The sequence below is a fragment of the Streptomyces sp. NPDC004629 genome, assembly GCF_042873595.1.
In the GTDB taxonomy this organism is placed as follows: Bacteria; Actinomycetota; Actinomycetes; order Streptomycetales; family Streptomycetaceae; genus Streptomyces.
In genome coordinates, this window is record NZ_JBIALO010000007.1 from 1 (window position 1) to 22990 (window position 22990).

Genomic DNA, 22990 nt, shown 5'->3' on the forward strand with positions numbered 1-22990 from the left:
TCTCGACAGGCTTCACGGTCTCCAACTCCACGGCGGTGTCAGTCACTTGACGTCTCTCCCATGATCGTCAGATCCGCCGTTAGATTTACACTCCCGGGGGATCAGCCGATGATGTCCGTGTAGCCGTGTCCAGTGACGGTGTCGCCGGCGAGGGTACCGGTGACGGTGCACACGCCGCCGTAGAAGCCTACGTCGGCGGCGGACAGCCGACGGTGGGTGATCTCGAGGATGCCATCGAGGCTGGGGACGGTCAGCGTCCAGACACCGTTGCTCTCGGTGCGTCGGGCGCCGGTGATGATGTGGGTGCCGTCGGCGGTGAGTTCGGTGAGCCAGGAGGTGCCGTCGCCTGTTGTGTCCCAGACGCTCAGGTAGCGGCCGGCACCGAGATCGAGGCCGAGCCAGGTGAAGCGCGGGGGATGCGTGCCGGGCGACACCCACTGGCGGTCGAACCAGGTGCGCCCGTTGACCTCGTACGTGGTGCCGTCGGCGGTGAGAGTGCCGGAGGTGGTCAGGCCCGGCAGGGCGTACTGCCCGGTGGTCCCGCCGAAGAAGGGGAAGATCCCGGATCCGCCGCTGTAGAGCACGGGCTCGTCCCGTCGGAGGGTGAGCTGGGCCGATGCGCTGTCCGTGGCACCGGTGAGCTCCAGCTTGTTCAGGTCTCCGGCCATCCCCAAGAGCGGGGTCCGGATGTCGAAGCAGTCCGTGGACAGCGTCACGGTCCCGGGGCTGTCGATGCTCCTCAACTGGCTGGTGTGGCCGTCCGGCTCCTGGAAGAAGGCGACTGTGCTGTGCACGGCGTCGTGCATCGTCATCGTGTGGATCTTGGCCCAGAACACGGTGTCCTCGGCCTGGAGCCTGGCGGTGAACCACCAGGAATCCATTGCCCGAGCAGAGGCTGCGGGGAGTGTTTCGGCGGCGTTGATCAGGGTGGGGTGCGCAGTGTTCATGGTGTCTCCCGAGGTGGGTGGCCGTGACCGGCCGGAGCGGTCGCGTCAGACGGCGGCGATGTCGATGGACTTCTCCTTGAACCGTCCGGCGAACAGTGTCCGCACCGCGTGCTTGCCGATCCGGGTGCCCAGTAGCTGCTGCATGGCGGTCCGTACGGTCTTGTCCCTGCGGCTCTGCGGGACGAACATCGTCAGGCCCTGAGCACGGCCGGCCTTCTGCTGGATGGCGATGAAGGGGCGCAGCCGTTGCTCCCATTCGCGCAGCGCCCGGGTGAGGTTGCCGGGGTTGCGCTGGATGAGGGTGCCCAGGAGGTCGGCGCCGGCCATCGCGGTGGAGGCGCCCATGCCGGAGTAGAGCGTCAGGCACCAGGCGGCATCGCCGAGCAGGACGATGCGGTCGGTGTGCCAGGTCGGCATCTCCACTTGGTGGACGGAGTCGAAGAGGTGGTCGTCGGCCTGCTCGAACTGGTCCAGGAGGTTGTTCAGGATGGGCCCGGCGGGTTCAGGTCCGAAGGCCCGGCGCAGTGAGTCGATGGGAGGGCGCCGGAACTGGGCGTCCTCGTCGTCGGTACGGTAGTTGAACAGCACGCCGGGCTCGTGATCCGCGAAGGGAAACGTCCAAACGGATCGGCCCGGTTCGGCCAGTACGAGCCCGTCGTTGGGCCGGTAGCCGGGGACGGGCTCCTTGAGGATGGTGGCGCCGATGATGTGGTTGAGCGGCCGGAGGTAGTCGCTGTCGGGGCCGAAGGCGAGGCTGCGCGTGGTGGAGCGCAGGCCGTCGGCGCCCACGACGAGGTCGAAGCGCTCGGTGACTTCCGGCGCGACCTGTTCGCCGGTGGCGGTGTGCAGGCTGACGTCGACGCCGTCGGGGTGTTCGTCGATGGCGACCGGTGTGGTGCCGAAGCGGATCTCGGTGAGGGGCGCGACGGCGTCGTACAGGGCGCCCTCGATGTCGCCACGGAGTAGCAGGCGGGGCGCCCCGGGCAGGTCGCCGTAGCCCATGCCAGGCCGGCGGCGGCCTGTCCGGTCGATGTCGTAGGTCTTGCCTTCGTGGTCGGTGCGGTCGCCGATGGCGTCGAGCACGCCCATGCGCTCGGCGGTGGCGCGGCCGGTCTCGAAGAGGCCGACGAAGTATCCGGCGGGGCGGCGTCCGGAGGCGCGTTCGACGATGACGGGTTCCCAGCCGACTTCGCGCAGGCGCATCGCGGTGGCCAGGCCGCCGATGCCCATGCCGACGATCAGGGCGCGGGGTGTGGGGGTGTGCATGGCGTCCTCTCTCGTTCTTCCGTGTCCTTGGCAGGTGTTCTTGATCAGAGGTGGAAGGGCCCAGCGGTTCTTGCTCAGGGCCCTTGCTCCGCCGGCGCGGTCACATGTGGACGGCGGGTGCGGCGTGGGGGTCCTGCTTGGGGGCGCCGGGGCGGAAGAGCAGGCCGCAGACGATCGCGCCGACGGCGAAGAACGCGGCGGACCATGTGTAGGCGGTGGAGTAGCTCTCGAGGGCGGACTGGGCGACCACGTCCGGCGTCGGGGTCTTGCCGGCCATGAAGTCATTGGCGGCACTGGCTGCCAAGGTGCTGAGCAGGGCGACGCCGATTGAGCCGCCGATCTGCTGCATGGTGTTGACGCCGGCGGAGCCGACCCCGGCGTCGGCCGGTGCGACGCCCTTGGTGGCGGTGCTCATGGCCGTCGACATGACCAGGCCGAGACCGACGCCGAAGACGATCAGCGGAGGCAGGATGTGGGCGGCGTAGCTGGAGTCGGTCTCCAGCGCGGTCAGCCACGTCAGGCCGGCGGCGGCGAGGAGCATGCCGAGCGGAATGACCACCTTCGGGCCAAGGCGCGGGGTCAGCATGCTCGTGGCCAGCGTGGCGGCGACCATCGTGGAGCCGATCATGGGCAGGACGGACAGTCCGGTCTGGACCGGCGAGTAGCCGAGGGACTGCTGCAGGTAGTAGGTCAGGAACAGGTTGACGCCAAACATGCCGGCAGCGCAGATGAACATGGCGAGGAAGGCGGCACCGCGGTCCCGGTCGAGCAGGATTCGCAGCGGCAGCAGCGGGTGCTCCACTCGGGTCTGAAGCCATACGAACACCGCCATGAGCACCGCGCCTGCGGCCAGGAAACCCCAGGTGCCCGCCGCGGCCCAACCAGCCGTCTCAGCGTTCGCAAACCCGTAGACCAGGGAGAAGAGCCCGACGGTCACGGTGATCGTGCCGGGCACATCGATCTTCACGTTCCTGTCGCGGGCCTGGTCGGGCAGGAACACCAGGGCACCGATGAGCGCGATGCCGGCGAAAACGAGGTTCACGTACAGGCACCAGCGCCAGTCGAGGTGCTCGGTGAGCAGACCGCCGAGAAGGAGGCCCACGCCGCCGCCCGCACCGGCGACCGCGCCGTAGATGCCGAACGCCTTCGCGCGCTCCTTGGCGTCGGTGAACGTGGTGGTCAGCAGGGCAAGCGCGGTGGGGGCGAGCAATGCGCCGAAGGCGCCCTGCAGAGCCCGGCCGGCGACCAGGATGCCGAAGCTCGTGGCGGCGCCGGCCAGGACAGATGTCGCGGCGAAGCCCGCGAGTCCGATGATCAGGGCGCGCTTGCGGCCGATGAGGTCCGCGATGCGCCCGCCGAGCAGGAGCAGGCTGCCGAAGCCGAGGGAGTAGGCGGTGACCACCCACTGGCGGTTGTCGGCGGAGAAGCCCAGATCGGCCTGGGCTGAGGGAAGGGCGATGTTCACGATGGTGGCGTCGAGCACCACCATCAGCTGGGCGATCGCGATGACCGCCAGGATCAGCCAGCGGTGACTGTGCCGACGGCCATCGGCCCTGTGCCTGGCGTGGTCGGCCTGCGGCGGGCTCGGTGCGTGGGTGAGGGGCGTGCTCATTGGCTTCTCCGAACGGGGGAACACTAAATGGAGATTAAATCTCCGGTTGCCGAGTCCACGATAGCACTAAGATGGAGATACTTTCTCCACTTAGCTGGGTACAGTGGAGCCATGAGCCGCCGAACCCCCTCCGCCCCGCCCTCCGAGAACACGTCGCCCCGCCCTCTGCGGGCGGATGCGGAGCGCAACAGACGCCGCATCATCGCGGCAGCTCAAGAGGTCTTCGCCAAGCGGGGTCTGGAGGTCACGCTCGACGACATCGCCCGCCACGCGGGCGTTGGCGTCGGCACCGCCTACCGCCGCTTCGCCAATCGTGAGGAACTCATCGAGGCCGTCTTCGACGACGCGTTGCAGCACCTGAACGGCCTGGCGGAGGCCGCCCTGGCCCATGAGGACCCCTGGGAGGGACTCGTGCAGCTCTTCCAGGCCGCCGGACAGGACTTCGCCCGGGACCGCGGACTGCGCGAAATCCTGCTGGAGAGCGCGCACGGCAAGGCGCGGGCTACCACCGTCCGGGAGCGGCTCACCCCTGCCATCAGCCTCGTCATCGCCCGCGCCCAGCAGGCCGGTCAGCTACGTGGCGACATCCAGCCGACCGACTTTCCCCTCATCCAGCTCATGCTCGGGGCCGTCGTCCAGCGCAGCCAAACCGTCACCCCCGACCTGTGGCAGCGCTACCTCGTCGTGATCCTCGACGGTCTGCGTCACAAACGCGTCGGCCCGACACCGCTGCCGCAGCCGCCCCTCAGCGAGGCCGAGTTCGACCGGACGCGCACCTGACGCTGCTCTCAGGTTTAGGTTTACCCTTTGTGAGCTTGGTGTTCCTTGATCGATTCGGCGCGTTTGACGGTCTTGCCGACGCCATGGCGTCTGGCTCGGTGTGAGTTCTTGGAACCGAAAGGAAAGCCCGGGTCGGTACGGGTTCGGTGCGGCGTTCCCTGTGCTCCAGTTCCGCCAATGCCGACGGCATACGGCATTGGCTCCAGGTCGAATCTCCGGAGGAACGACTGCCACCAGCGGTCGATGGCCGCCGGCGTGACGCTGTCCGCCGAGGACCACGGCCAGACGGGTTTCGGGGCGCGGTCGCCCGGCAGATGCTCGGCCTCCAGCCGGATCAACGTGCCGTGCAGGATGGGCAGTTCTTCGTGTACGTGGTCGAGCCAGGAGCCGCGATGGGTGAGCCGGGGGCGCATCCGGTCCCAGGCGGTCGCCTCGGCTGTCCCGTAGCGGGTGGTGTCGGTGGATGAGGTGACGTCGGGAGTGTGCCAGGTGACCGGCCTGGCAAGGGTGAGGACGCCGCCGTGTCGGCGGGCCGCCCGCCACGCGGTCCGGAGCGGGTCGGGTCGGCGTCGCGGACCATGACGCGGTCCGAGCGCAGTGCCCGACCAGCACCACCGGCAGGCCGGCCCGGGCGTGGGAGCGGTAGGCGGTGTCATATCCGGAGTTCATGACGATCAGAATCTCGGGATCACCCGGTGGACGAGGTCGCGGAGTTGGCGGGCGGTGACCCGGGTGGCGTCGTCCGCCCGGCCCAGGAGGTGCGGGCCCTTTCCAGGGCGGCGAGGAAGGAGGACGGCCGGCGGGGCACGAACTGCTTCGAGCCGCGGTCCCCGCCTCCGTAGACGTGGCAGAACAGCCGCTCGTCGCTGGTCGGCGCGTCGGGTCGCAGCCAGTGCGACACGTCTACGAAGGGCATGATCCGCCCGTCGGCCGCTCTCGGCAGTGGCAGGCTCGGCCAGGACCCGGCGCAGCCGCGCGGGCTCCAGCCAGCCCCGGTCCAGTGCGCCGTGCAGGGCTCCGTGCCTGCGCCGGTGGACGGCCGCCAGCGACAGCTCCACCAGTGTCCTCACCGGCCCCTCCGCGCAGAGCACCGCGTCGGTGAGTTTGAAGAATGCGTCCGCTGGCTTGCAGAGACGCTCGTAGAACTCGACCCGACAGCAGAACAACAGGCCCAACGGCTCGCTTGCGGGCACATCGACGGGCCGACTCATGCGCAGCGGCCGTTCCCTCGCCTTCGTGACTCGACATCCCGAAGCGTGGAGAACAGGCCGCCTCAGCTGTTTTGGGAAGAGCCGCAGGTCGGCAGGACAGTGACCCGCGATGCAAGACGCCCAATCTTAGCTGCGGTCGCCCAACCAGTGCTGGTCAGCTCCCAGATGAACTGGAGATCATGCGTCTCGTCCCACCCTTTCCGGTGATCGTCCCCGGCGACGGTACAGCGGGGCGGCAGATGCAGAGCTTCCCGTCCCGACTCCGACGCATTCGATCTCGCGGATCAAAAGCTCTGTCCGCCCATCTGATGAGCCGTCGATGGGAGCCCGGGCCGCCGCCGGGCTCGTCGTCGGTCGGGCAGCGATCGCGATACAGACACATGCTGTGTGAGTCGGCGGCGGGCAGAGCTGGGTCAGCAGATCGCAATCCTACCTGGATGTGTCGGCGGTATGCGCCGCGAAAGAGGCGGGATGTACCTGCTCGGCGCTGTCTCGGACGCAATACATGGTCCAGTAGCGCTCGGCGAGCTCGTCTGGGTCGACGACGGTGATCGGCGCCCCGTTCGGGAGTGTCGGTGGCGAAGTGCCGGCAGCCAGTGCCGAGGCTGCCTCTCCGAGCTCGCTGCGGGCGATGATCGATCCCACGGTCAAGGTCCCCGCGTAGACGCCGCGTTCGGCAAGTTCGCCGTACAGGGAGTACCAGTAGTTGCGAGCTGCGGCCATAACAGGGCCCAGCCCGCTCATGAACGGCATCGGCTGCAAGGCTGAATAGCCCTGGGTCAGAAGAAGAGCGCCGTCGCCTCGCTCGAGCATCTCTGGCAGTACCGCTCGGACAACCTCGACCGGGGTGAGGAGCAGCAGCCGGGACAGCCTGACAACAGCCGCCGCATCCAGCTCGGTGGCCGGGACCATGCCGAGCTGGCTGCCGATCGGCCCGTACTCAACCACGTCGATCCGGCCCATCCCGGCCTGGATCGAACGGATGAGGTCGGTGACGTCCTCGTACGCAGCTAGGTCGCCGGGGAACGGGGTAGCGTCGACACCGTCGGCGGCCAGTGTCTTGACCAGAAGGCCGAGGCGCTCGTGACGCCGAGCGACGAGGGCGACTCGGAAGCCTTCTCGGCCGAACCGGCGGGCGACGGACAGGCCGAGGCCCGTTCCGCCGCCGAGGACGGCAATTACGCGATTCACGTGTTGACTCCTCAAGTTACTGATTGGTGGCGGTCGCCGTGAGGGCCGTAGCAGGTGGCAAGGACGGTACGGTGACCGCGACAACACACAGCGAGTTGGGTATTGCTCCCGGCGAAGACCACCCACGCGACTTCATCCGTGCCCCAGCCGCGCATGTACTGCTGTGACGGCGACCAAGGCGCAGGGGCCCGGCCCTGACGTACCGAGCGCCTGCTCCACTCGTTCGTGAAGTTGTACCGGCCGGTGTCGGAGGCAGTTTCCGAACTGGCGACATTGGCACGAGACCATCCGGGGACCAGAGCCGCCGTGCCCCAGGATCAGCTGGGCACGGCAGCGAGGTTCCGCGACGCGATCCAGTCCCGGTGGAACCGGACGGCTTCAGGGTCTGCGTAGTAGACCCGTTCACCCTTGATGCGGCCGTTCTCGTAGGAGATGACACTGCAGAAGGACCACGTTGGCCTCAATCCGTCATTGAGGTCCAGTGTCATCGTCCCCTCGTCGATCAGTACGTCCGTTCCAGCGCTCCGTGCCCTCAAGTTCGTGCCGATGACACGCGGAATGATGTCCTCGATCAACGCGGAATAGAATCGGCGGATCGCGGCCGTTCCGGCAAGGGCTACGCCACAGAATTCGTATTCCGGAGAGTCGTCCAGGGTGGCCATCACCCGTTCGACATCGAGCGCCATTTCGGCCACGACATGCTCGAGGTGCAGGTCGAGCATGGCCTTCTGCTGCGCAGTGGCGGGGGTGTCGTCATTCACGGTAGAACTCCACATCGTCGGGGTGATCGAAAGGAACTCTTCGGCACAGGGGAGGTCGTCACTTGTCCCTTTGGGTTGCTGGGATGCGGCCGATGGCGGGGTTATTGTCCTTCTCCTGGGACCGTGCAGGGCCCTTGAGATGCCGATCGAAGAATTCCCTGATGACGTCGAAGGAATAGATACCCGGGACAGCGTCCGCGGGGGACCTCGTGCCGCTGCTCAGCACCCTGCTCGGAGCCTCGCCCTCAGCTGCCAGTCGCCCGGCGTCGAACAACGGGTGCGTCGAGACGTCGCCGACGCCGGCCCGGTTGAGGAAGCCGTGCCGGTAGCCATCGAGCAAGTACAGCGTGGACTCGACCTGCTGAACGCTGAGCGCCTTGTGCAAGAGGATGCTGTGGCTCGGCGGCACCAGCACATCGGCGTCTCCGTGAGCGATCAGGAAGGGCGGGGCGCCGGCGGCGACCCACGTCACGGGATTCGCCATCTCCGCCAACTCGCGACATTCGGCTGGGGCGCCGCCCAGGAGACGTGCCTCGGGCGAAGGTCCTGAGCCGAACCCGGCCCCATCTGCGGCGGCCAGGATGTCGACCGGCCCATAGGCGTCGGCCACGGCCTGCACCGCGCAGCTTCCCAGTCCGTCCGGCTCTCCCGCGACCGTGTCCACCGTGCCTGTGACGCCGGCCAGCGCGGCCAGGTGTCCGCCCGCGGAAGACCCCCACAATCCCATCGCGGAAGGGTTGATCCCGTATTCCCGGCTGTGCATGCGCAGGTGTCGGACCGCGGACCGTACGTCGATGAGCTGGGCGGGGAAGATTGCCTGCCCGCTCAGCCGGTACTCGATGCTGGCCATGACGTAGCCGTGGGCGGCGAACCAGCGGTGCAGGCCCGAGGTCAGTGTGCGGTCGCCGGCCCACCATCCACCGCCGTGCAGCCAGATGATCGCGGGATCGTTGCCCGTGGGCCGGTCCGGAAGGACCAGGTCCATGAGCAAGGGTCCCGTGTCCCGCTGGGCGAAGACCTGGTCCTTGAGCTCGCGGGTCACCTCGGACCGCCGGAGCGGTAGTGGCGGACGGCGGCCTGTATTGGGAGGACCGGTCGCCTTCCTGCAAGGGAGGACCGTTGGGGCAGGGCAGCTGACATTTCTGTCTCCTCGATTCGGATCGGCCGGGGTCCCGACACCGTCGGCACCCCGGCTCGGACGCTGAGTGTCGCGGGAGGTACTGACCTCAAGGGTGGGTGATCACTCTGATCAAGCCACCCGCCAGTGCCGCGTTCTTCGTGAAATCGGCGTTCATCCGGATGCGCTCAGGGCCGGGTTCCGCCTCCCAGAAGGGGAAGCCGGCGAGGGTCGTCGGGATCAGCGAGCCGACCAGTACTGCCGCCGCCACCCGCGGGATTCGTCCGGCGATGAGGCTGGCACCGGCTGCGCACTGGACAGCGGCGTTCAGGCGGACGAGATCGCGGTCCTCGAAGCGATTCAACGGCGCGACCCGCTTCTTCAACTTCCCCAGGAAGTTTCCGGCCGCGTGGGTGGGGCCCTCGGGATGACGGAATACGAGGGAACCGCCCATCAGGAACACCGTGCCGAGAGCGGCTCGACCGGCGAAGCCACCGACCGACCGCGCCGACGAGAGCAGCGGGACGGCGACCGCGTCGTACTTGCCGGCGGTCATCGTGCACCAGCGGGAGTGATGGTGAGCATCAGCTTGCTCCGCCTCTCTTGTCGATGGCGTTCGAGTCGCTCGCGGTACCGCGGCGAGAGATCGTCCTCGGACCACTGCAGGTCGCCCAGAACCTTGACGTCCACGCTGGACACGCCGTCCAGAGCGGAGAGCCGTTCGCGGGTCTCGTTCGCGAATGAACCCAGGAGGACACACGTCGGCTCCGTCACGCCGACAGCCACCGAGACATGGCAGCCGCCCTCGGGATCGTCGTCGACACGTACGTCCCGTACCAACCCCATGTCTACGAGGCCTGCGGGTGCCCCTGCGTTTATGCTGCACGGATCGATGATCGTGTTCAGGACATCCTGGACCTGCTCTGTGGTGACGCTCACGACACACCGCCCAACTGCGACACGCGGGCCACAGTGTTGCCTCCCCAGGCAGGTGCCAGTTCGGCCGTGTCGAACTCGTCGCCGGACACCCGGTCGCGCAAGTCCTGCTCGTCGATACCGTGCATGCGCAGGAAGTTGCTGCCGAGGATCTTCGCCTTTCGCTCCTTCGTCAGCTCCGGGTACCCGTGGCCCTCGACGAGATCGCGAGGCATCTCGAAGTTCCAGAATGCCTTGAGCAGGGGCTGCGGGTGTGCCGCGTCGCAGCCGGTGGCCCAGATGATCCGGTCCTCGGCGAACGCTGCCAGGAACGCTCCGATGGCCTCGGCGAACCGGCGCGGCGCGGTGTTGACCATGAAGGACGTGCCCTCGAGGTTGACCACCACGTTGGGCAGGCTCTGCAGCATCACCGCGGTCTCCTCGACGAAGGCCATGCCACCGTGCACGATCTCGAAGGTCAGGTCGGGGAACGCCAGCGCGGCACCCTCCACGTCACCGAGCCCGAGGGCTGAGACGGGGCCCGGGCCGAGCGGAAGTGCCTTGTGGATGCCGATCACCTTGAGGCCGCGCTCACGGGCCCGCTGAAGGACTGGGAAGCACACCTCCGGATCGGACAGGTCGAGCCCGAGGGTCCGTCCGTCCACGGTGTCGATCGGGTAGAGCTTGAGCGCCTGCACCTTGTGCACGTCCACCAGTTCGTCGACCCTGTCGACAGCCCCCGGGCGCAGCGGGGCGACCGCACCGTAGATCAGCGTCCGCTCGGGCCACAGCTCCCGCATGCGCAGGCCGGCCGCGAGGTCCGACCCACCGTCCACGAACTGCGAGTAGATGGGCGTCTCGTGGTAGACGATGACGTCCGACCAGCTCTCGGCGAGGATGGCGCGTCCGATGGTCTCCGCGCCCGCCCCGTCCATGTAAGTCTTGCGGTCAAGCGCATACTCCGGCCCGCCGGCCCCGCAGTGGCCGGCGTAGAGTACCTCGCCGATCATCGGCCCGATGTGCGGTTGGACGATGTTCTCCGGACGGAAGTTGTACTGGTGGGCGACGCCCTCCACGACGAGGTGGTTCTCAATCATTACTGCTCCTTGTGGTGGGTGGGCCGATCGAGCAACTCGGTGACGGCCTCGATGGCGCTTGCGGCGTGCTTTGCGTCGGTGTCTCCGTCGGCACCTCCAACGCCGATGCCGCCGATGACCTCGGCACCGTCGACGACGATCGGAAGCCCGCCCGGCACGGCCAGGAGCTGTGAGTCGATGAGGTGGGGCGGGGCTGCGGCGAGCGCCGGAGTGACCGCGAACTGGGCGAAGAGCGCAGTGTCGGTGCCCATGACCGCCGCGGTGTAGGCCTTGCGTCGGGCCGTCTCGATCCCGACGGGCCCGACACCGTCGTCGGCGAGCAGCACCCGGGTGATCCCGCCGCGATCCACGACGGCGACGGCGAGGTGCAGACCCTCGCTCCGCCCGGCAGCGATCACGGCATCAGCGGCCACGCGGGCGGCGTCGAAGGCGAGTGGCGCTCTCATGACGCATCACCGGTCGGCTGCGACCAGGGCGAGTCCGGGGTGGTTGACCTGCCGTGTATGGGCATCATCAATGTCTCCTGCCTGGTGAGGTGGCCGACCGCGCTCGATGGTCGGCTGCTTTCGACTCCCTGGGTGCGGCCCACTGGGCGGTGCACTCCGAGGAAATCCAGATGCGGCATCCTGCTGGGCTGCTTCCCGGAACCCGTCGTCAGGGCCTCTTGCCATGCCGCGTCGTCGGCCTCGGCGGTGGTGGGTACGCCGGTCACGATGTCGATGCGGCTTGGCGGTCGAGCGCCTGGTCTTTCGATGCGGCCGTGAGCGGGCCGGAGTTCTCGGACGGCTCGCCGAACCAGCGCCGCACGACGCACCGGAGGGCTTCGTGCGAGTCGGGTCCAGCATCGCCTGCCCACGCGACGTAGCCGTCGGGACGGATGAGCATCGCCTTCGGCGCATGGCCGCAGGGTGCGACGACGACGTCGATGCGGTCGCTCCAGGGCGCCACGACCTCGCCTGTGGTTCCGTCTGCGGTGTCGAGCAGGACGGGACGGGCTTGGCCGAGGAGGTCGGTGACCTGTCGACCGTCGTCCAGCGTCCAGTCGGGAACGAAGAATCCCGCCAATGCGTGGTGATCACCGGTGTCGTAGCGCACGTCGCCACCGCCAACCATGTGGGCCAGGTAGCTCGCGACGTCGGGAATCGCGAAGACTTCCTCCAGCAGGGACCGGAGCGCGGTCACCTCACTGCCGGGACTCATGAGCGCGAGTTGTGCCATGGAGTGCCTCATGAGGCGTTCACCCACCGCATGTCGCTCCGTGAAGTAGGTGTCGAGCAAGTCGGCCGGTGCCCAGCCTTGGACCGTGGCAGCGATCTTCCAGGCCAGGTTCACGGCGTCCTGCAGGGCGAGATTCAGCCCCGGTCCGCCCATCGGCGAGTGGACGTGCGCGGAGTCCCCGACGAGGAACACGTTGCCGGATCGGTAACTGTCGGCCAGCCGAGTGTTCTGACCATCGATCTTTCGCAGCGCGTGGGGCCCCGGCCCCGGCGGCACGTCGAATTCGATCTCGGTCCCGACGACACGGGCGACGCTTTCCCTGAATTCGTCGAACGTGACCTCCCGCGAGCCGTCAGGCGCTCTGAACTCGACGGTGCCCATCAAAGTCCGACCGGGCTGCGGTTCGATGAGCAGCAGGCAGCCACCCTCGAACCGGGTGTGCCCGAGGTTGGCCTTTCCGACACCGGGAATCTCCAGACCGCCGTCGGGGGTGCGGTTCCGCTCTGGCAGCGAGACCTGGCCACCGCAGCCGACCGTGTCGTGGGTGGTGCCGGGGAAGCCGATGCCCAGCTGCTTCCGGAAGACACTTCGGGCGCCGTCGGCCGCGACGACGATGTCCGCCGTCAGCTCGACCACCTCGTCACCGCGTTCCGCCTTGAGCCAGACCTTTTCGTTCCGCTGGTCGAACTCCAGGAGTCGATGGCCCCATCGGATGTCGACGCCCAGTTCCTCGGCCCGGTCGACGAGGTGACGGATCAGTTTGGGCTGAGGAATGAACTCGGTGTACATCGGGTGGTGGGGCACCTGCTGCAGCGGGACTGGGATTCCACTGAAAGTGAATGCCGTGTTTTTGGTCGGCCTCTTCTGCGTACCGGTGATCCGGGTGTAGAGCCCGCGCATGTCGAGCATGCGCAGGACCTGGCCGACCAGTGCGTTCGCCTTCGGCTCCGGGCTCGGACCGGGACCCGACTCCAGGACCACCGCCGTGATGCCGGCGAGGGCGAGCTCATCGGCCACCATCAGACCGCTCGGTCCCGCTCCTACGATGACCACACTGTGGTGTGGACGAGCCTCCCCCGTGCCGTCCGCGCTACGTCCCCTTGCCTGTGCGATCTGCATCTTCGCCTCGTCTCCTTTGCTCGACGTGGTCCCGAGGACCCGACGAGCGGTGTTTTCGGGGCACATTGCGTACCGATTGGCCGCGTTGTGGCACTTTCGGAACCACAGTCGGCACCCGGCCCCGGGGCAACGCTGCCTTTCGTCACTCAAATGCTAAACAGGCGTCGGCGCTTGTTCCAATGGGTGTAGGTGATGAACAACAATCAGCAGATCTATACAAGGGCTTTCAGTAGTGCGCCGCGCAGCCATTCACATCCAGGATCCCCGGCGTTTCGCGGGTTCCACACCATGTCGACTGCCTGTGATGGAAGAGGTATCGGTGACTCGTGCACCCGAAGGCCGCCCTGCTGGGCAAAGAATTCCGCCAGTCTCCGTTGCAGGAGTGCCACCATTCGGGTATGACGTACCAGGGCGGGAATCATCATGAAGTCGAAGACGCTTATCTGGACGTTCAGGTCGGGCAGCGTGCTTTCCAGGGTCCGTTGGGCGTCAAGACGAATTCCGTTGTATTCGAAGACGACGTGAGGCAGCCCTGTCAAGTCATCGACGGTCAGCGTGTCTCCGATGTGCCGATTGGCGGCATCGGCCACCACGACCACATCCTCGCGATAGAGCCGATCGCGGGGAAGGGGAGTTCCGATGCTCGCCGGCAGCAGGGCGACGTCCGCCGACCACGGGAACGTGGTGAAGTCCGCCATGGAGCTCTGCGGCTCCATGAGGACCTGCACTCCCGGAGCGGAGCTCGCGATTGTGGCGCTCAGTGACGGAAGGACCACCACACACGTTGCGCTCGAGGCGGCGATGCGAAAGGTACGACGGGTCGTTGCGGGGTCGAAATGGCCGGGAGACAGGACCTGGCTCCTGACACTCTCCAGGATCGAATTGACCGGCGCGATAAGCGCCTCGGCTCGCGCGGTGAGGACGCTCTCGCGGCCGACCCGGACCAGAAGCCGGTCCCCCAGCGTACGCCGCAACCGGCTCAACGCGTTGCTCATGGCGGGCTGGGTCAGTCCGACCTCCTGGGCGGCTCGCGTGACGCTCCGGTGCTCGAGCAGTGCCGCCAGCATCGGCAACAGGTTCAGGTCCACCCGGTTGAGGTCGGTCATTTACCCTCCGTTTTCGCCTACTGGGTCGAACTGGGTCTGCTCGGTATATCTCCCGTGACGTCGACCGGTACTTCCCTGCTCCTCCGCTGCTCGCCCTGCGAGGCCTCCGCTCGCCGCGACTCGTATGAAAGGGGGCCGACGACCTGGCGTCGAGCGTTGAGGCGCCGCCATCGCCAGTGGCCGCACAATTCCGTGATCGACGCACGGGGCTTGTCGTTTCTCCGTCGCCGACGAGGCCGAGACCGGGCGCGTTTCCCAATCCTTTCGCCTCTATCCTTTCGCCTCTATAGTTCCTCAGAAAGAGGACGGATCAGTTGCCCGCTGCAGTGGCGAGGCGCGGTACCAGTTTCATCGCGTTGCCACTCATGACCTGATCGTGAATCGCGGGTCGATCGGCATAGTAATCGTCGACGTTGCGTGCGTACCAGCGCGCCACATGTGTCGGCACGGCCGGAAAGTCGGTTCCGAACAGAATCTGATCGACCGGAACGAGGCTTTCGAGCGCGATCAGATTGGTGCGGAAACCGCTCAGGGCCGTCTCGTAGTAGAACGTGCGGAAATCATCGACGATCTCCTCCGGAGTCAGTTCGCAGCCCAGGAGGGGTGCCAAAGCGGCAACTCTGGCCGCGAGCAGCGGCGTACTGCCGCCCGAGTGGGAGAGGATGATACGAGCGCGTGGAAACTGGCGCTTGCACCCACTCGTGACGAGGTCCGCTGCGGCTTTGTACGTCTCGTTCGGCACCTCGCTGACGGGTACCGGCATGAATCGATTCGGCGCCGCATTGCGTCCCGGCGTCTGCTCGCCGTGGACGAACACGAGAGCGGCGCGGCGGTCCAGCTCTGCCCACAACGGTTCGAGCCGTGAGTTGCCCAGCGAGCAGGCATCCGCACCTTGGCCGTAGACGTTGGCGAGCGTGACCCCGTCAGCGCCCAGCTCGTCGAAGGCGTAGGCGAGCTCCTCGAGCGCGTCGTCCACGGTGGTCGGCGTCGGCAGGTGCGCGAAGAAGCCGAACCGGCCGGGGTGCTCCTCGGCTATCTGCGCGGCGAGAGTGTTGACCTCCCGGGCGAAACCGCGCCGGTCCACCGCGGGCAGATCGTGCTCCACGTCGTTGGGCAGAGACAGAATCGCCGTTGCTATGCCCAACTCGTCCATGCACTCCAGGCTTGTTTCCGGCTTCCAGCCGGCCATGGGTAGTGGGCGGTCAGCGGGCCATCCCGACCTGACGATCAGTTCGCGCATCAGGTCACCTGCCCGTCCGCGGGTGGGGAACAGGTGATGATGGAAGTCGACTCGACCAGTGTTTGTCATGCCCATGATTTCACCTTGTCTCGGTGTCACAGCATCGTGTTGCCCGCAACCGGGCTCCGTGCCTTGTGGCCGACCGCGGGGCGGGAGCCGAGCCGACCGCATGGTCTCCGGCCGAGCGGTCAACAACCCTTCGGGCCGGACAGGCCGACGGGCGCGCCGCGCGGGACGGTCCGTGTCGGAGGAGCGCTCACGGTGGACCGGCCCGGAAGGGGCTCCGCCGGCCGTGAGCCTGAGTGCCGTTCGGTGCAGGCCGCGTTGTCGCCGGTCCGCGCACGGACCCCGCGCTGACCGGCGGGACCGCCGCCCCTTCATCGGCGACCAGACGGTCGCCGAGTACTTGCCCGGCCGCGCCCGCGCCGACCACGGCGTGATCGTGGACGCATTCTGCCAAGGCGTTGACAGAGGTCCCGCGGAAGGACGACGGCATTGTCGACTCCTGACTGAGTGGTACTCGTCGTGGGAGCGCGGCGGGCAGTCGCTGCATCGACGCAGATGGGGTCACGACCGGCTCTCCGCGGACGTTAGCAACGAGGAGCAGATATGAAAACAGTTATTGACAAAGTTTCATCAGGGCGTGACCGTGGGCTAGCGACAGTCGAACGGCCGACTCCGCCGTGACCCCGAACGTCCGCCGACCTGACAGCACTGGGCCTCAGTGGCGCGAGCGACCTGGTTGATCTCAGAGGAGAGAGCGTGACCACCGCAAACCCCTCCGTCGACGCCGCTGAAGCGGCCTGGCTCGCCGCTCTGACGGCGCCATCGGGCGACGCGACCGCCGCGTTGCTGCACAAGGAGTTCGTCGCGATCCACGGGCCGACGGGCCTCATCCAGGACCGCGAGACATTCCTCGCCGGCCTGGAGGGACGCCCTCCGACGCTTGAGGCCACCACCCTGCAGACGACCAGGCGGGAGTTCACTGACACCGTGATCGTCAGCAGCCTTCAGCAGCTCTCGATCCCCTTCGTGCCGGACGCTCCGCCGTTCGTCGTCCAGGCGGCGGTGACCCGGGTCTGGGTGCGACACGACGAAGGCTGGCTGCTCGGTCATCTTCAGATGTCTCGTCGGTTCCCGCCCGGGTGACGGTCCGACGCGTCGGACCGTCGATCCGTCGGTTCGATGTATGTTTCGCCGCTGGTCGACACCCGGCACCGTAGGCCGCGGGCCCGCCGGCCGGCACCGGACCATGGTTGGCAGAGGGACGGAGGTCACGGCACTTCCGAGCGCTTCTCCGGCCACGGCCGGGGCCGGTCTCGCCGACCTCACGGTCCGGCTGCCGACGCCTTTGCTAGTGTTTGGGTAACCATGGCCAAGAAGTCATCAGAGCGATCCGCGGCAGCGTCCCAGAGGCGTAGACGTTCGGCGGATCCCCGCAGGAATGACCCCGAACGCACCCGCAGGTCGATCCTCGCGGCTGCCAAGGAGGAGTTCGGCCGGTACGGTTTCAAGGACGCGCGTGTCACTCGCATTGCCCAGGCGGCGGGGGTGGGTCACCAGCTCATCACATACCACTTCGGGAGCAAGCAGGGCCTGTTCGAGGCCCTGCAGGACCAGTGGATCGATCGACATTTTGTGGTCGAGTCGGCCAGCGACAGCCTAGTGGCCAGCGTTCGAGAGTACGTGCACTGGGCCCACGAGGATGAGTCGTGGGCCAGGGCGTTGACCCGCCAGGCGCTCGAAGGCAGTTTCCCGATCAGCGACGAGCGCGTCGCACGGCTGATCGAGCTGATGGAGAAGACCAGGCTTCGTCAGAAGCGAGGCGACGTTCGCGAAGACATCGACGTGGGGGCGGTCAGTCTCGCCTTCTTCGCCGCCTCCATCGCTCCCGCGATCTTCCCGGCGTTCGCGCGCGCGTTTATCGGAGTGGACCCGTCGTCGGCACATTTCGCGGAGCTCTACGCTGAGCAGTTGAGCCGCATGGTTGCCGCGCTGGCGCAAACTGAGCCCAAGCCTGCCTCAGATCCCGGTGAAGCAAGGCCCAGCGCCACGGCGCCTGAGCCGTCCCAGCCCGACAGCAGCGTCTGACAGCTGCGTGCGTGACGTCCGCGGTGCCCAGGATGCGCGCACCCGCGGCCCCCACAGCTGGGGCCGCCGTCCATCCCGCGGGCAGCCCGGTTCCCCAGCCGCGCGTCCACACGCTCATGGCACCTGCCGCAGATCCACGAACAGGTCGGGTTCCGGGTCCTGCCCCCCGCCGTACCGGGCAAGATCTGTGATACCGGCCTCGGCCAGGACATCGGCGTCGATGAGGGCCTTGCCGGACTGTTCGCGCGGCGGGCGGGAGAGGACCGCGAGGGCCGCATCGGCCATGATTTCGGGGCTCCGTGACCGCGACGTCATCTCGTCACCGCCGAGGATGTTGGCCACCGCGGCAGTCGCGATCGTGGTCTGCGGCCAGAGGCAGTTGGCGGCTATGCCGTGATCGGCGTACGCGGCTGCCCAGCCGAGGGTGAGCAGCGTCATCCCGTACTTGGACAGCGTGTAGGCGGGGTGGGCACCCAGCCAGCGCGGGGCAAGGTTGAGCGGCGGCGACAGAGTCAGGATGTGAGCGTGATCCGACCGCCTCAGGTACGGCAGACAGCACCGTGTCAGCAGGAAGGTACCCCTGCTGTTGACCGACTGCATGAGGTCGAAGCGCTTGACCGGCAGTTCCTCGGTGTCTCTCAGGTCGAGGGCGCTGGCGTTGTTGACACAGATGTCGACGCCACCGAACCTTTCGACCGCGGTGGCGACCGCCCGCTCGACGTCGGCCTCCTCGCGGACGTCTCCGACCACGGCGACGGCGGAACCGCCGGCGGCCTCGATCGCGGCGACCGCCGAGTGCACGGTGCCCGGCAATCTCGGGTCCGGCGTGTCGGTCTTGGCCAGCAACACCGCGTTGGCGCCCTCGCGTGCCGCGGCGCGGAGAATGGCGAGTCCGATACCGCGGCTGCCGCCGGACATCACAATGGTCCGGCCCTTCAGCAATGCCTCCATGCCCGGGTGCTCCCCTCATCGGTCTTCCGGTGGGTGTCAGCGGCCCGTGAAGTGCGCGGGCCGCTTCTCCAGGAAAGCGAGGGCGCCTTCACGGAGGTCGTGCGAGGTGCGACAGCGAGCGACGGCCTCGGTGGCGAGACCCAGTGCGGCACTGCCTGCCGCTGCGTCGCCCTCGCTCAGGCGGCGCACGGCCCGAATGGACGCCTTCGCGGCGCGGACCGAGAGCGGCGCGTTCGCCGCGATGGTCTCGGCGACGTCGTCGACGATCTTGCCCAGCTCAGCGGGTTCGACGACTCGGTCGACCAGTCCCATGGCGTACGCCTCGACGGCCGCGATCCGGCGTCCGGTGAAGAGCAGATCGCTCGCCGCGGCCGGCCCCACGGTCTGGACGAGTGCGGCGGTCTGTTCCAAGGGGTAGCCGACGCCGAGGCGGGCGGCTGGGATGGCCAGAACGCTGCGGGTGTCCGCGTAGCGGAGGTCCGCGCCCAGGGCGAGGGCCATCCCCGCACCGAGGCAGTACCCGTGGATGCGGGCGATGACCGGCACCGGGAGCGCGGACAACTGCGTGAACAGAGTCGTGGCCGCGTCGTCCGCCGCCTGTCGTGCGGCATCGTCCTGCCGGCTCGGGAATTCACTGATGTCCGCGCCGGACACGAAGGCCCGCTCGCCGGCGCCACGGAGGACGACCACCCGTACGTCCGAGTCCTCGGACAGCGCCCTCAGCGCGGCGGCGAGTTCAGTCATCATCGCCACGGACAGCGCGTTGTGCCGCGCCGGGTTGCTGATCTCCACGGTGCCCACCGCGTCCCGGACCTCGATGCGGATCCGTGGTGCGGGCGAGGTTGTCATCGCGGTCATCCGGCCGGTCACTTCTCGTCCACGAAGTGGTTGCGCAGTGCGCCGATCCCCTCGATGCGCACCTCGAACTCCGAGCCGTGGCGCAGCAGGATTTTCGGATCGCGTGCGAACCCCACCCCGGACGGTGTGCCGGTGAGGATCAGGTCACCGGGCTCCAGGGACATAACCGTGGTGATGTAGGCCAGCATCTCCGGTATCCCGAACAGGAGCGAGGAGGTGCGGTCGTCCTGGACCACCTCACCGTCGAGCGTGCCCGTGATGGCGAGGTCGGGCCGGACGCCACCGAGTTGGGTGGCGGGCACGACTACCGGGCCCAGGGGGGTGAGACCGTCCCACGCCTTGCCGGCGGCACGTTGCGTCGTGTGGAACTGGAAGTCACGCACTGAGACGTCGTTGGCCGCGGTGTAACCGAAGATGACGCTCCCCGCATCCTCAGCCGCGATTCGACGTGCACGGACACCGATGACCACGGCGAGTTCGCTCTCGTAGTCGATCTGGTCCGATTCGGGTGGCAGTGCTACGTCCGCGAATGGTGCCGCCAGCGACGTGTGCCACTTGGGAAAGAAGTCGGGGTGAGACGGCCCGGTGCCGCGGCCGCCCTCGTGCACGTGTGCGAGGTAGTTCTGGCCGAGACAGATGATCTTGCCTGGCCGTCCGACGGGGCTCAGGAGCTGATGGTCGGGAGCATCGATCACGGTGCCGGCCTCGATGGCCGCCAAGTCGCCCCCGGCCGCTTCGAGCAGCGCGGGGAGGTCGTCGAACACCTGGCCGTTCACCACGGCCAAGCGGGCCTCGTCCGTCCCGTGCCGTCGCAGCGCGACCACGGGACGGCCGCCGTGCGGTACGCGGCCGAGGCCGAGCCCGTTTGTCCAGTCCACCGGTGACAGGTGTGTCTCAGTGGTCACGAGAGTGCCTTCCTGGTTCATGCCTGCGCCTCAGCGCCGCGGCCGGCAGCGGGGGCCGCTTCCGTCCCCAGGCGCACGGCGCCGGTTGCGTTCTCGCCGGCATCGTGCACAGCGACCACGCCTTCCTCCACCAGGTCGGCGATGCGCTTGTCGTCGTATCCCAGTTCTGTGAGGATCGCGATCGTGTCCGCGCCCACCGCGGGTGCGCGGCCACGGGCGCGCGGCGCCCCGTCGGCGACGATGGGGGTGTTCACGATCGTCGGCTGCGCGAAGCGCTCCTCGTCGTGCACGAACAGGCCACGTGCGGCGAACTGTTCGTCGGTGAGGATGTCGCCGATGCTGTTGACCGGGCCGCAGGGAACCCCTGCCGAACGCAGCGCGCTCATCCAGTGATCCCGGGGAGCTGTGGCGAATCGCGCCTGGATGATCTCCGCGAGGGGCGCCCGGTGAAGGAAGCGTTCGTACTCCGTGGCGAAGCGTGAGTCGTCGCGCAGATCGAGCTCCAGGACGGTGCACAGCGCCTCCCACGCCCGGTCGACCGCACCGAGCACGAGGGTCGCGCCGTCGGAGCAGGTGAACGCCTCGTAGGGTGCTGCCAGGCGGTGTGCCGTGCCCAGCGGGGCCGGTTCCACCCCCGTCGCCACGTAGTCGGCGACCTCCCAAAGCGACCAGGCGGCCACCGAGTCCGCGAGCGCGACGTCGATGTACGCGCCACCGCCACCAGCGCGGGCGCGGAGCAGAGCGGCCAGGACTCCTATGGCAGCCCACATGCCTGTCCCTACGTCGGACACGGGGAAGCCGGCCTTGGCAAGTCGTCCGTCGGTGGTGCCGGTGACGGACAGCAGGCCGCTGTAGGCCTGTGCGATCAGGTCGATGCCCTTCGCGTCGCGCATGGGCCCGAACTGCCCGAAACCGGAGATGGAGCAGTAGACGAGGTCGGGGCAGGCTGGCCGCAGGTCCTCGTAGCCCAGCCCCAGCCGCCGCATCGCGCCCGCCCGGAAGTTCTCCACCAGGACGTCGCTGCGCCGTGCCAGAGAGCACACGATGTCGGCACCCGCGGGTGACTTCATGTCGACGGCGAGGCTCCCCTTGTCGCGGTGGGTCAGGTCGAAGGGGACGGGTTTGCGGTCCGGGCCCATGCGTCGTGCGCGCATTCGGTCGCCCGTGATCGGCTCGATCTTGAGGACGTTCGCACCGAGGTCGGAAAGGATGGTCGTGCAGTAGGGCCCGGCCAGGGCACCTGTCACATCGAGGACGCGTACGCCTTGCAGGAAGGCCGATCCGGGTCGGGTGGTCTCCGTCGTCGCTGTCATCGTGCCCTTCGTTTTCCTTCGCCGGTCCGCCGTGGGGGCCGGTGGGCCATAAATGGGACTCTCGGCACAGTTGGGCCGACCTCAGCGGCTGCGGGCGTGCTCACATTCGGCTGGGCCCGGGGCATGTGCAAGCTTCCGCTTCTGCCGGCTCAGGGAGCCCGGCCGGGCGCGGTGACCATCGGACGCGGTGGTTGTCATGAGTTCTCCTCTCACCGGTTCCGGCGTGGGCGATAGGCGTCGAGAACGGGTTCGAGCTCGTCGGGGGTCGCGCCGTGAAGGATCACCCGGTCGACGCCACAGCCGAACTCACGCCTGATACGGGTCGCGCACTCCTGGGGCGTACCCGTGGCACAGGTGTCGAGCCATTCTCCGGGCACGAGTCGGGCGATGTGACGGATCTCCTCCGGCGTCGCCGTGCCCTCGATCGGCTCGGTGAAGGAGGAGACCAGAGGGTCGGTGAGGAACCGTCGCAGGACCGCGGTGTCCCATCCGTTGCCCCCGACGAACTCGTCGCCGATGTACTGCAGGTAGGTGGCCAGGCGGGCAACGGTCTTCCGTAGGCGGACGTCCTCAGGGAGGTGGTCGCCGGCCGTCACCAGGCAGGACCACACCCGGACCGAGGCCGGGTCGCGTCCCGCGGCCTCGGCGGCACCCTTGACGGTCTTGACCGCGTGCCGAAGAGCCTCCTCGCTGAGGAACGTGTGCAGGACGACATCGTCGAAGATCTCTCCGCCGAAGGCCAGGTCGTCCTCCTGGAAGGCGACGAGGCCGAGCGGGACGGGGGTCTCCAGCGGCTCGGAGTCGATCCGAAGGAGCGGGTAGTTCCCCGTCGGCCCGTTGTGGTCGCGGATGGTCTCGCCGTTCCACAGGCGGCGCATCAGCCCGGCCCAGTCACGCATTTGCTCCGTAGTCACGGGCGGCAGCCCGAAGGACCGGTAGACCTGGGCCACACCCGGGCCGATGCCGAGCGTGAACCGCCCCTTGGAGAGCCGGTGCATGGTCACCGCCCAGGACGCGTTGACAACGGGGTGGCGTAGATGGTGATTGGTGGCCGCCGTGGCGACTCGCAGGCGAGTGGTGGCCGTGGACGCGGCGCCTGCCAGGGTCGCGGCTTCCGCGTTCATCTTCCAGCGTTCCGCCAGGAACGCCGTGCCCAGCCCGAGTTCCTCGGCTCGGCGCGCCTCGTCGACCAGGTCCGAGGGACCGGCGGAGGCGCCGGCGAGCAGGTAGAAGCCCAACTCGTCGAGAACGTGCTCATCCATGGTGCAGCTTCTCCCCGATGCTTTCGCCGC

The 22990-nt window shown here is 67.9% G+C and carries 21 protein-coding genes and 1 pseudogene; 3 read left to right on the top strand and 19 right to left on the bottom strand.

Features of this window, described 5'->3' with window-relative positions; genetic code table 11:
• Nucleotides 1-101: 101 nt before the first annotated feature.
• The 3 genes from ACFYTE_RS12130 to ACFYTE_RS12140 all read right to left on the bottom strand — a co-directional run bounded on the left by ACFYTE_RS12130 (nucleotide 102) and on the right by ACFYTE_RS12140 (nucleotide 3825).
• The gene (locus tag ACFYTE_RS12130; protein WP_388708394.1) at nucleotides 102-947 is read right to left on the bottom strand and encodes a lipocalin-like domain-containing protein; all 846 of its coding nucleotides are present in this window, start codon (nucleotides 945-947) and stop codon (nucleotides 102-104) included.
• Between the two features lie 45 nt (nucleotides 948-992).
• Entirely contained in the window at nucleotides 993-2213 is a 1221-nt protein-coding gene (locus ACFYTE_RS12135; protein WP_388708397.1) for an FAD-dependent monooxygenase, read from the bottom strand.
• Nucleotides 2214-2313: 100 nt separating this feature from the next.
• On the bottom strand, nucleotides 2314-3825 hold the full coding sequence (locus ACFYTE_RS12140; protein ID WP_388708399.1) for an MFS transporter: 1512 nt from the start codon (nucleotides 3823-3825) through the stop codon (nucleotides 2314-2316).
• A gap of 111 nt (nucleotides 3826-3936) precedes the next feature.
• On the opposite strand from ACFYTE_RS12140, the gene ACFYTE_RS12145 reads away from it, so the two are divergent.
• Nucleotides 3937-4605, top strand: a complete 669-nt coding sequence (locus ACFYTE_RS12145) for a TetR/AcrR family transcriptional regulator (protein WP_388708402.1) — start codon at nucleotides 3937-3939, stop codon at nucleotides 4603-4605.
• Between the two features lie 20 nt (nucleotides 4606-4625).
• On the opposite strand, the pseudogene ACFYTE_RS12150 reads toward ACFYTE_RS12145, so the two are convergent.
• From ACFYTE_RS12150 to ACFYTE_RS12200, 11 genes and pseudogenes are all read right to left on the bottom strand, one after another.
• Nucleotides 4626-5816: pseudogene (locus ACFYTE_RS12150) on the bottom strand (transposase).
• Between the two features lie 429 nt (nucleotides 5817-6245).
• Nucleotides 6246-7007 carry an SDR family NAD(P)-dependent oxidoreductase gene (locus ACFYTE_RS12155; RefSeq protein WP_388708405.1) on the bottom strand — a complete coding sequence of 254 codons (762 nt, stop codon included), beginning with the start codon at nucleotides 7005-7007 and terminating at the stop codon, nucleotides 6246-6248.
• Nucleotides 7008-7324: 317 nt separating this feature from the next.
• Nucleotides 7325-7768, bottom strand: a complete 444-nt coding sequence (locus ACFYTE_RS12160) for a hypothetical protein (protein ID WP_388708408.1) — start codon at nucleotides 7766-7768, stop codon at nucleotides 7325-7327.
• A gap of 58 nt (nucleotides 7769-7826) precedes the next feature.
• Nucleotides 7827-8810, bottom strand: coding sequence for an alpha/beta hydrolase fold domain-containing protein (locus ACFYTE_RS12165; protein ID WP_388708410.1), 984 nt, complete (start codon nucleotides 8808-8810; stop codon nucleotides 7827-7829).
• A 184-nt stretch (nucleotides 8811-8994) separates the two neighbouring features.
• Nucleotides 8995-9441, bottom strand: a complete 447-nt coding sequence (locus ACFYTE_RS12170) for a DoxX family protein (protein ID WP_388708413.1) — start codon at nucleotides 9439-9441, stop codon at nucleotides 8995-8997.
• Nucleotides 9438-9824 carry a metal-sulfur cluster assembly factor gene (locus ACFYTE_RS12175; protein ID WP_388708416.1) on the bottom strand — a complete coding sequence of 129 codons (387 nt, stop codon included), beginning with the start codon at nucleotides 9822-9824 and terminating at the stop codon, nucleotides 9438-9440. The genes ACFYTE_RS12170 and ACFYTE_RS12175 overlap by 4 nt, the downstream gene beginning before the upstream one ends.
• A complete protein-coding gene (locus tag ACFYTE_RS12180) occupies nucleotides 9821-10897 on the bottom strand; it encodes an amidohydrolase family protein (RefSeq protein WP_388708419.1) in 1077 nt (358 codons plus the stop codon). Before ACFYTE_RS12180 ends, ACFYTE_RS12175 begins: the two co-directional genes overlap by 4 nt.
• Nucleotides 10897-11343: a heme-binding protein gene (locus ACFYTE_RS12185; RefSeq protein ID WP_388708422.1), complete on the bottom strand. Its 447-nt coding sequence runs from the start codon at nucleotides 11341-11343 to the stop codon at nucleotides 10897-10899. Before ACFYTE_RS12185 ends, ACFYTE_RS12180 begins: the two co-directional genes overlap by 1 nt.
• A 262-nt stretch (nucleotides 11344-11605) precedes the next feature.
• Entirely contained in the window at nucleotides 11606-13234 is a 1629-nt protein-coding gene (locus tag ACFYTE_RS12190; protein WP_388708424.1) for an FAD-dependent monooxygenase, read from the bottom strand.
• Between the two features lie 212 nt (nucleotides 13235-13446).
• The gene (locus ACFYTE_RS12195) at nucleotides 13447-14340 is read right to left on the bottom strand and encodes a LysR family transcriptional regulator (protein WP_388708427.1); all 894 of its coding nucleotides are present in this window, start codon (nucleotides 14338-14340) and stop codon (nucleotides 13447-13449) included.
• Between the two features lie 310 nt (nucleotides 14341-14650).
• A complete protein-coding gene (locus ACFYTE_RS12200) occupies nucleotides 14651-15655 on the bottom strand; it encodes an amidohydrolase family protein (RefSeq protein WP_388708429.1) in 1005 nt (334 codons plus the stop codon).
• A 687-nt stretch (nucleotides 15656-16342) separates the two neighbouring features.
• On the opposite strand from ACFYTE_RS12200, the gene ACFYTE_RS12205 reads away from it, so the two are divergent.
• Together ACFYTE_RS12205 and ACFYTE_RS12210 are read left to right on the top strand one after the other, a co-directional pair.
• Nucleotides 16343-16729, top strand: coding sequence for a nuclear transport factor 2 family protein (locus ACFYTE_RS12205; RefSeq protein ID WP_388708432.1), 387 nt, complete (start codon nucleotides 16343-16345; stop codon nucleotides 16727-16729).
• Between the two features lie 222 nt (nucleotides 16730-16951).
• Nucleotides 16952-17671, top strand: a complete 720-nt coding sequence (locus tag ACFYTE_RS12210) for a TetR/AcrR family transcriptional regulator (RefSeq protein WP_388708435.1) — start codon at nucleotides 16952-16954, stop codon at nucleotides 17669-17671.
• Between the two features lie 114 nt (nucleotides 17672-17785).
• Here the strand turns inward: ACFYTE_RS12210 and ACFYTE_RS12215 are convergent, their stop codons facing one another.
• The 5 genes from ACFYTE_RS12215 to ACFYTE_RS12235 form a co-directional block, all read right to left on the bottom strand.
• Complete coding sequence (locus ACFYTE_RS12215; RefSeq protein ID WP_388708438.1) at nucleotides 17786-18622, bottom strand: SDR family oxidoreductase; 837 nt, start codon at nucleotides 18620-18622, stop codon at nucleotides 17786-17788.
• Nucleotides 18623-18658: 36 nt separating this feature from the next.
• Nucleotides 18659-19480 (bottom strand): enoyl-CoA hydratase-related protein, encoded by an 822-nt coding sequence (locus ACFYTE_RS12220; protein ID WP_388708440.1) that lies wholly within the window; start codon nucleotides 19478-19480, stop codon nucleotides 18659-18661.
• Nucleotides 19481-19488: 8 nt separating this feature from the next.
• Nucleotides 19489-20385 carry a fumarylacetoacetate hydrolase family protein gene (locus ACFYTE_RS12225; protein WP_388708443.1) on the bottom strand — a complete coding sequence of 299 codons (897 nt, stop codon included), beginning with the start codon at nucleotides 20383-20385 and terminating at the stop codon, nucleotides 19489-19491.
• Nucleotides 20386-20402: 17 nt separating this feature from the next.
• A complete protein-coding gene (locus ACFYTE_RS12230) occupies nucleotides 20403-21698 on the bottom strand; it encodes a CaiB/BaiF CoA transferase family protein (protein ID WP_388708446.1) in 1296 nt (431 codons plus the stop codon).
• Between the two features lie 209 nt (nucleotides 21699-21907).
• Nucleotides 21908-22960 carry a TIGR03857 family LLM class F420-dependent oxidoreductase gene (locus tag ACFYTE_RS12235; RefSeq protein ID WP_388708449.1) on the bottom strand — a complete coding sequence of 351 codons (1053 nt, stop codon included), beginning with the start codon at nucleotides 22958-22960 and terminating at the stop codon, nucleotides 21908-21910.
• Nucleotides 22961-22990 lie beyond the last annotated feature (30 nt).

Coding starts and splice junctions, on each gene's coding strand:
- ACFYTE_RS12130 (WP_388708394.1), bottom strand. CDS start 947: ATGAACACTGCGCACCCCACCCTGATCAACGCCGCCGAAACACTCCCC.
- ACFYTE_RS12135 (WP_388708397.1), bottom strand. CDS start 2,213: ATGCACACCCCCACACCCCGCGCCCTGATCGTCGGCATGGGCATCGGC.
- ACFYTE_RS12140 (WP_388708399.1), bottom strand. CDS start 3,825: ATGAGCACGCCCCTCACCCACGCACCGAGCCCGCCGCAGGCCGACCAC.
- ACFYTE_RS12145 (WP_388708402.1), top strand. CDS start 3,937: ATGAGCCGCCGAACCCCCTCCGCCCCGCCCTCCGAGAACACGTCGCCC.
- ACFYTE_RS12170 (WP_388708413.1), bottom strand. CDS start 9,441: ATGACCGCCGGCAAGTACGACGCGGTCGCCGTCCCGCTGCTCTCGTCG.
- ACFYTE_RS12180 (WP_388708419.1), bottom strand. CDS start 10,897: ATGATTGAGAACCACCTCGTCGTGGAGGGCGTCGCCCACCAGTACAAC.
- ACFYTE_RS12185 (WP_388708422.1), bottom strand. CDS start 11,343: ATGAGAGCGCCACTCGCCTTCGACGCCGCCCGCGTGGCCGCTGATGCC.
- ACFYTE_RS12190 (WP_388708424.1), bottom strand. CDS start 13,234: ATGCAGATCGCACAGGCAAGGGGACGTAGCGCGGACGGCACGGGGGAG.
- ACFYTE_RS12195 (WP_388708427.1), bottom strand. CDS start 14,340: ATGACCGACCTCAACCGGGTGGACCTGAACCTGTTGCCGATGCTGGCG.
- ACFYTE_RS12200 (WP_388708429.1), bottom strand. CDS start 15,655: ATGGGCATGACAAACACTGGTCGAGTCGACTTCCATCATCACCTGTTC.
- ACFYTE_RS12210 (WP_388708435.1), top strand. CDS start 16,952: ATGGCCAAGAAGTCATCAGAGCGATCCGCGGCAGCGTCCCAGAGGCGT.
- ACFYTE_RS12215 (WP_388708438.1), bottom strand. CDS start 18,622: ATGGAGGCATTGCTGAAGGGCCGGACCATTGTGATGTCCGGCGGCAGC.
- ACFYTE_RS12220 (WP_388708440.1), bottom strand. CDS start 19,480: ATGACCGCGATGACAACCTCGCCCGCACCACGGATCCGCATCGAGGTC.
- ACFYTE_RS12230 (WP_388708446.1), bottom strand. CDS start 21,698: ATGACAGCGACGACGGAGACCACCCGACCCGGATCGGCCTTCCTGCAA.
- ACFYTE_RS12235 (WP_388708449.1), bottom strand. CDS start 22,960: ATGGATGAGCACGTTCTCGACGAGTTGGGCTTCTACCTGCTCGCCGGC.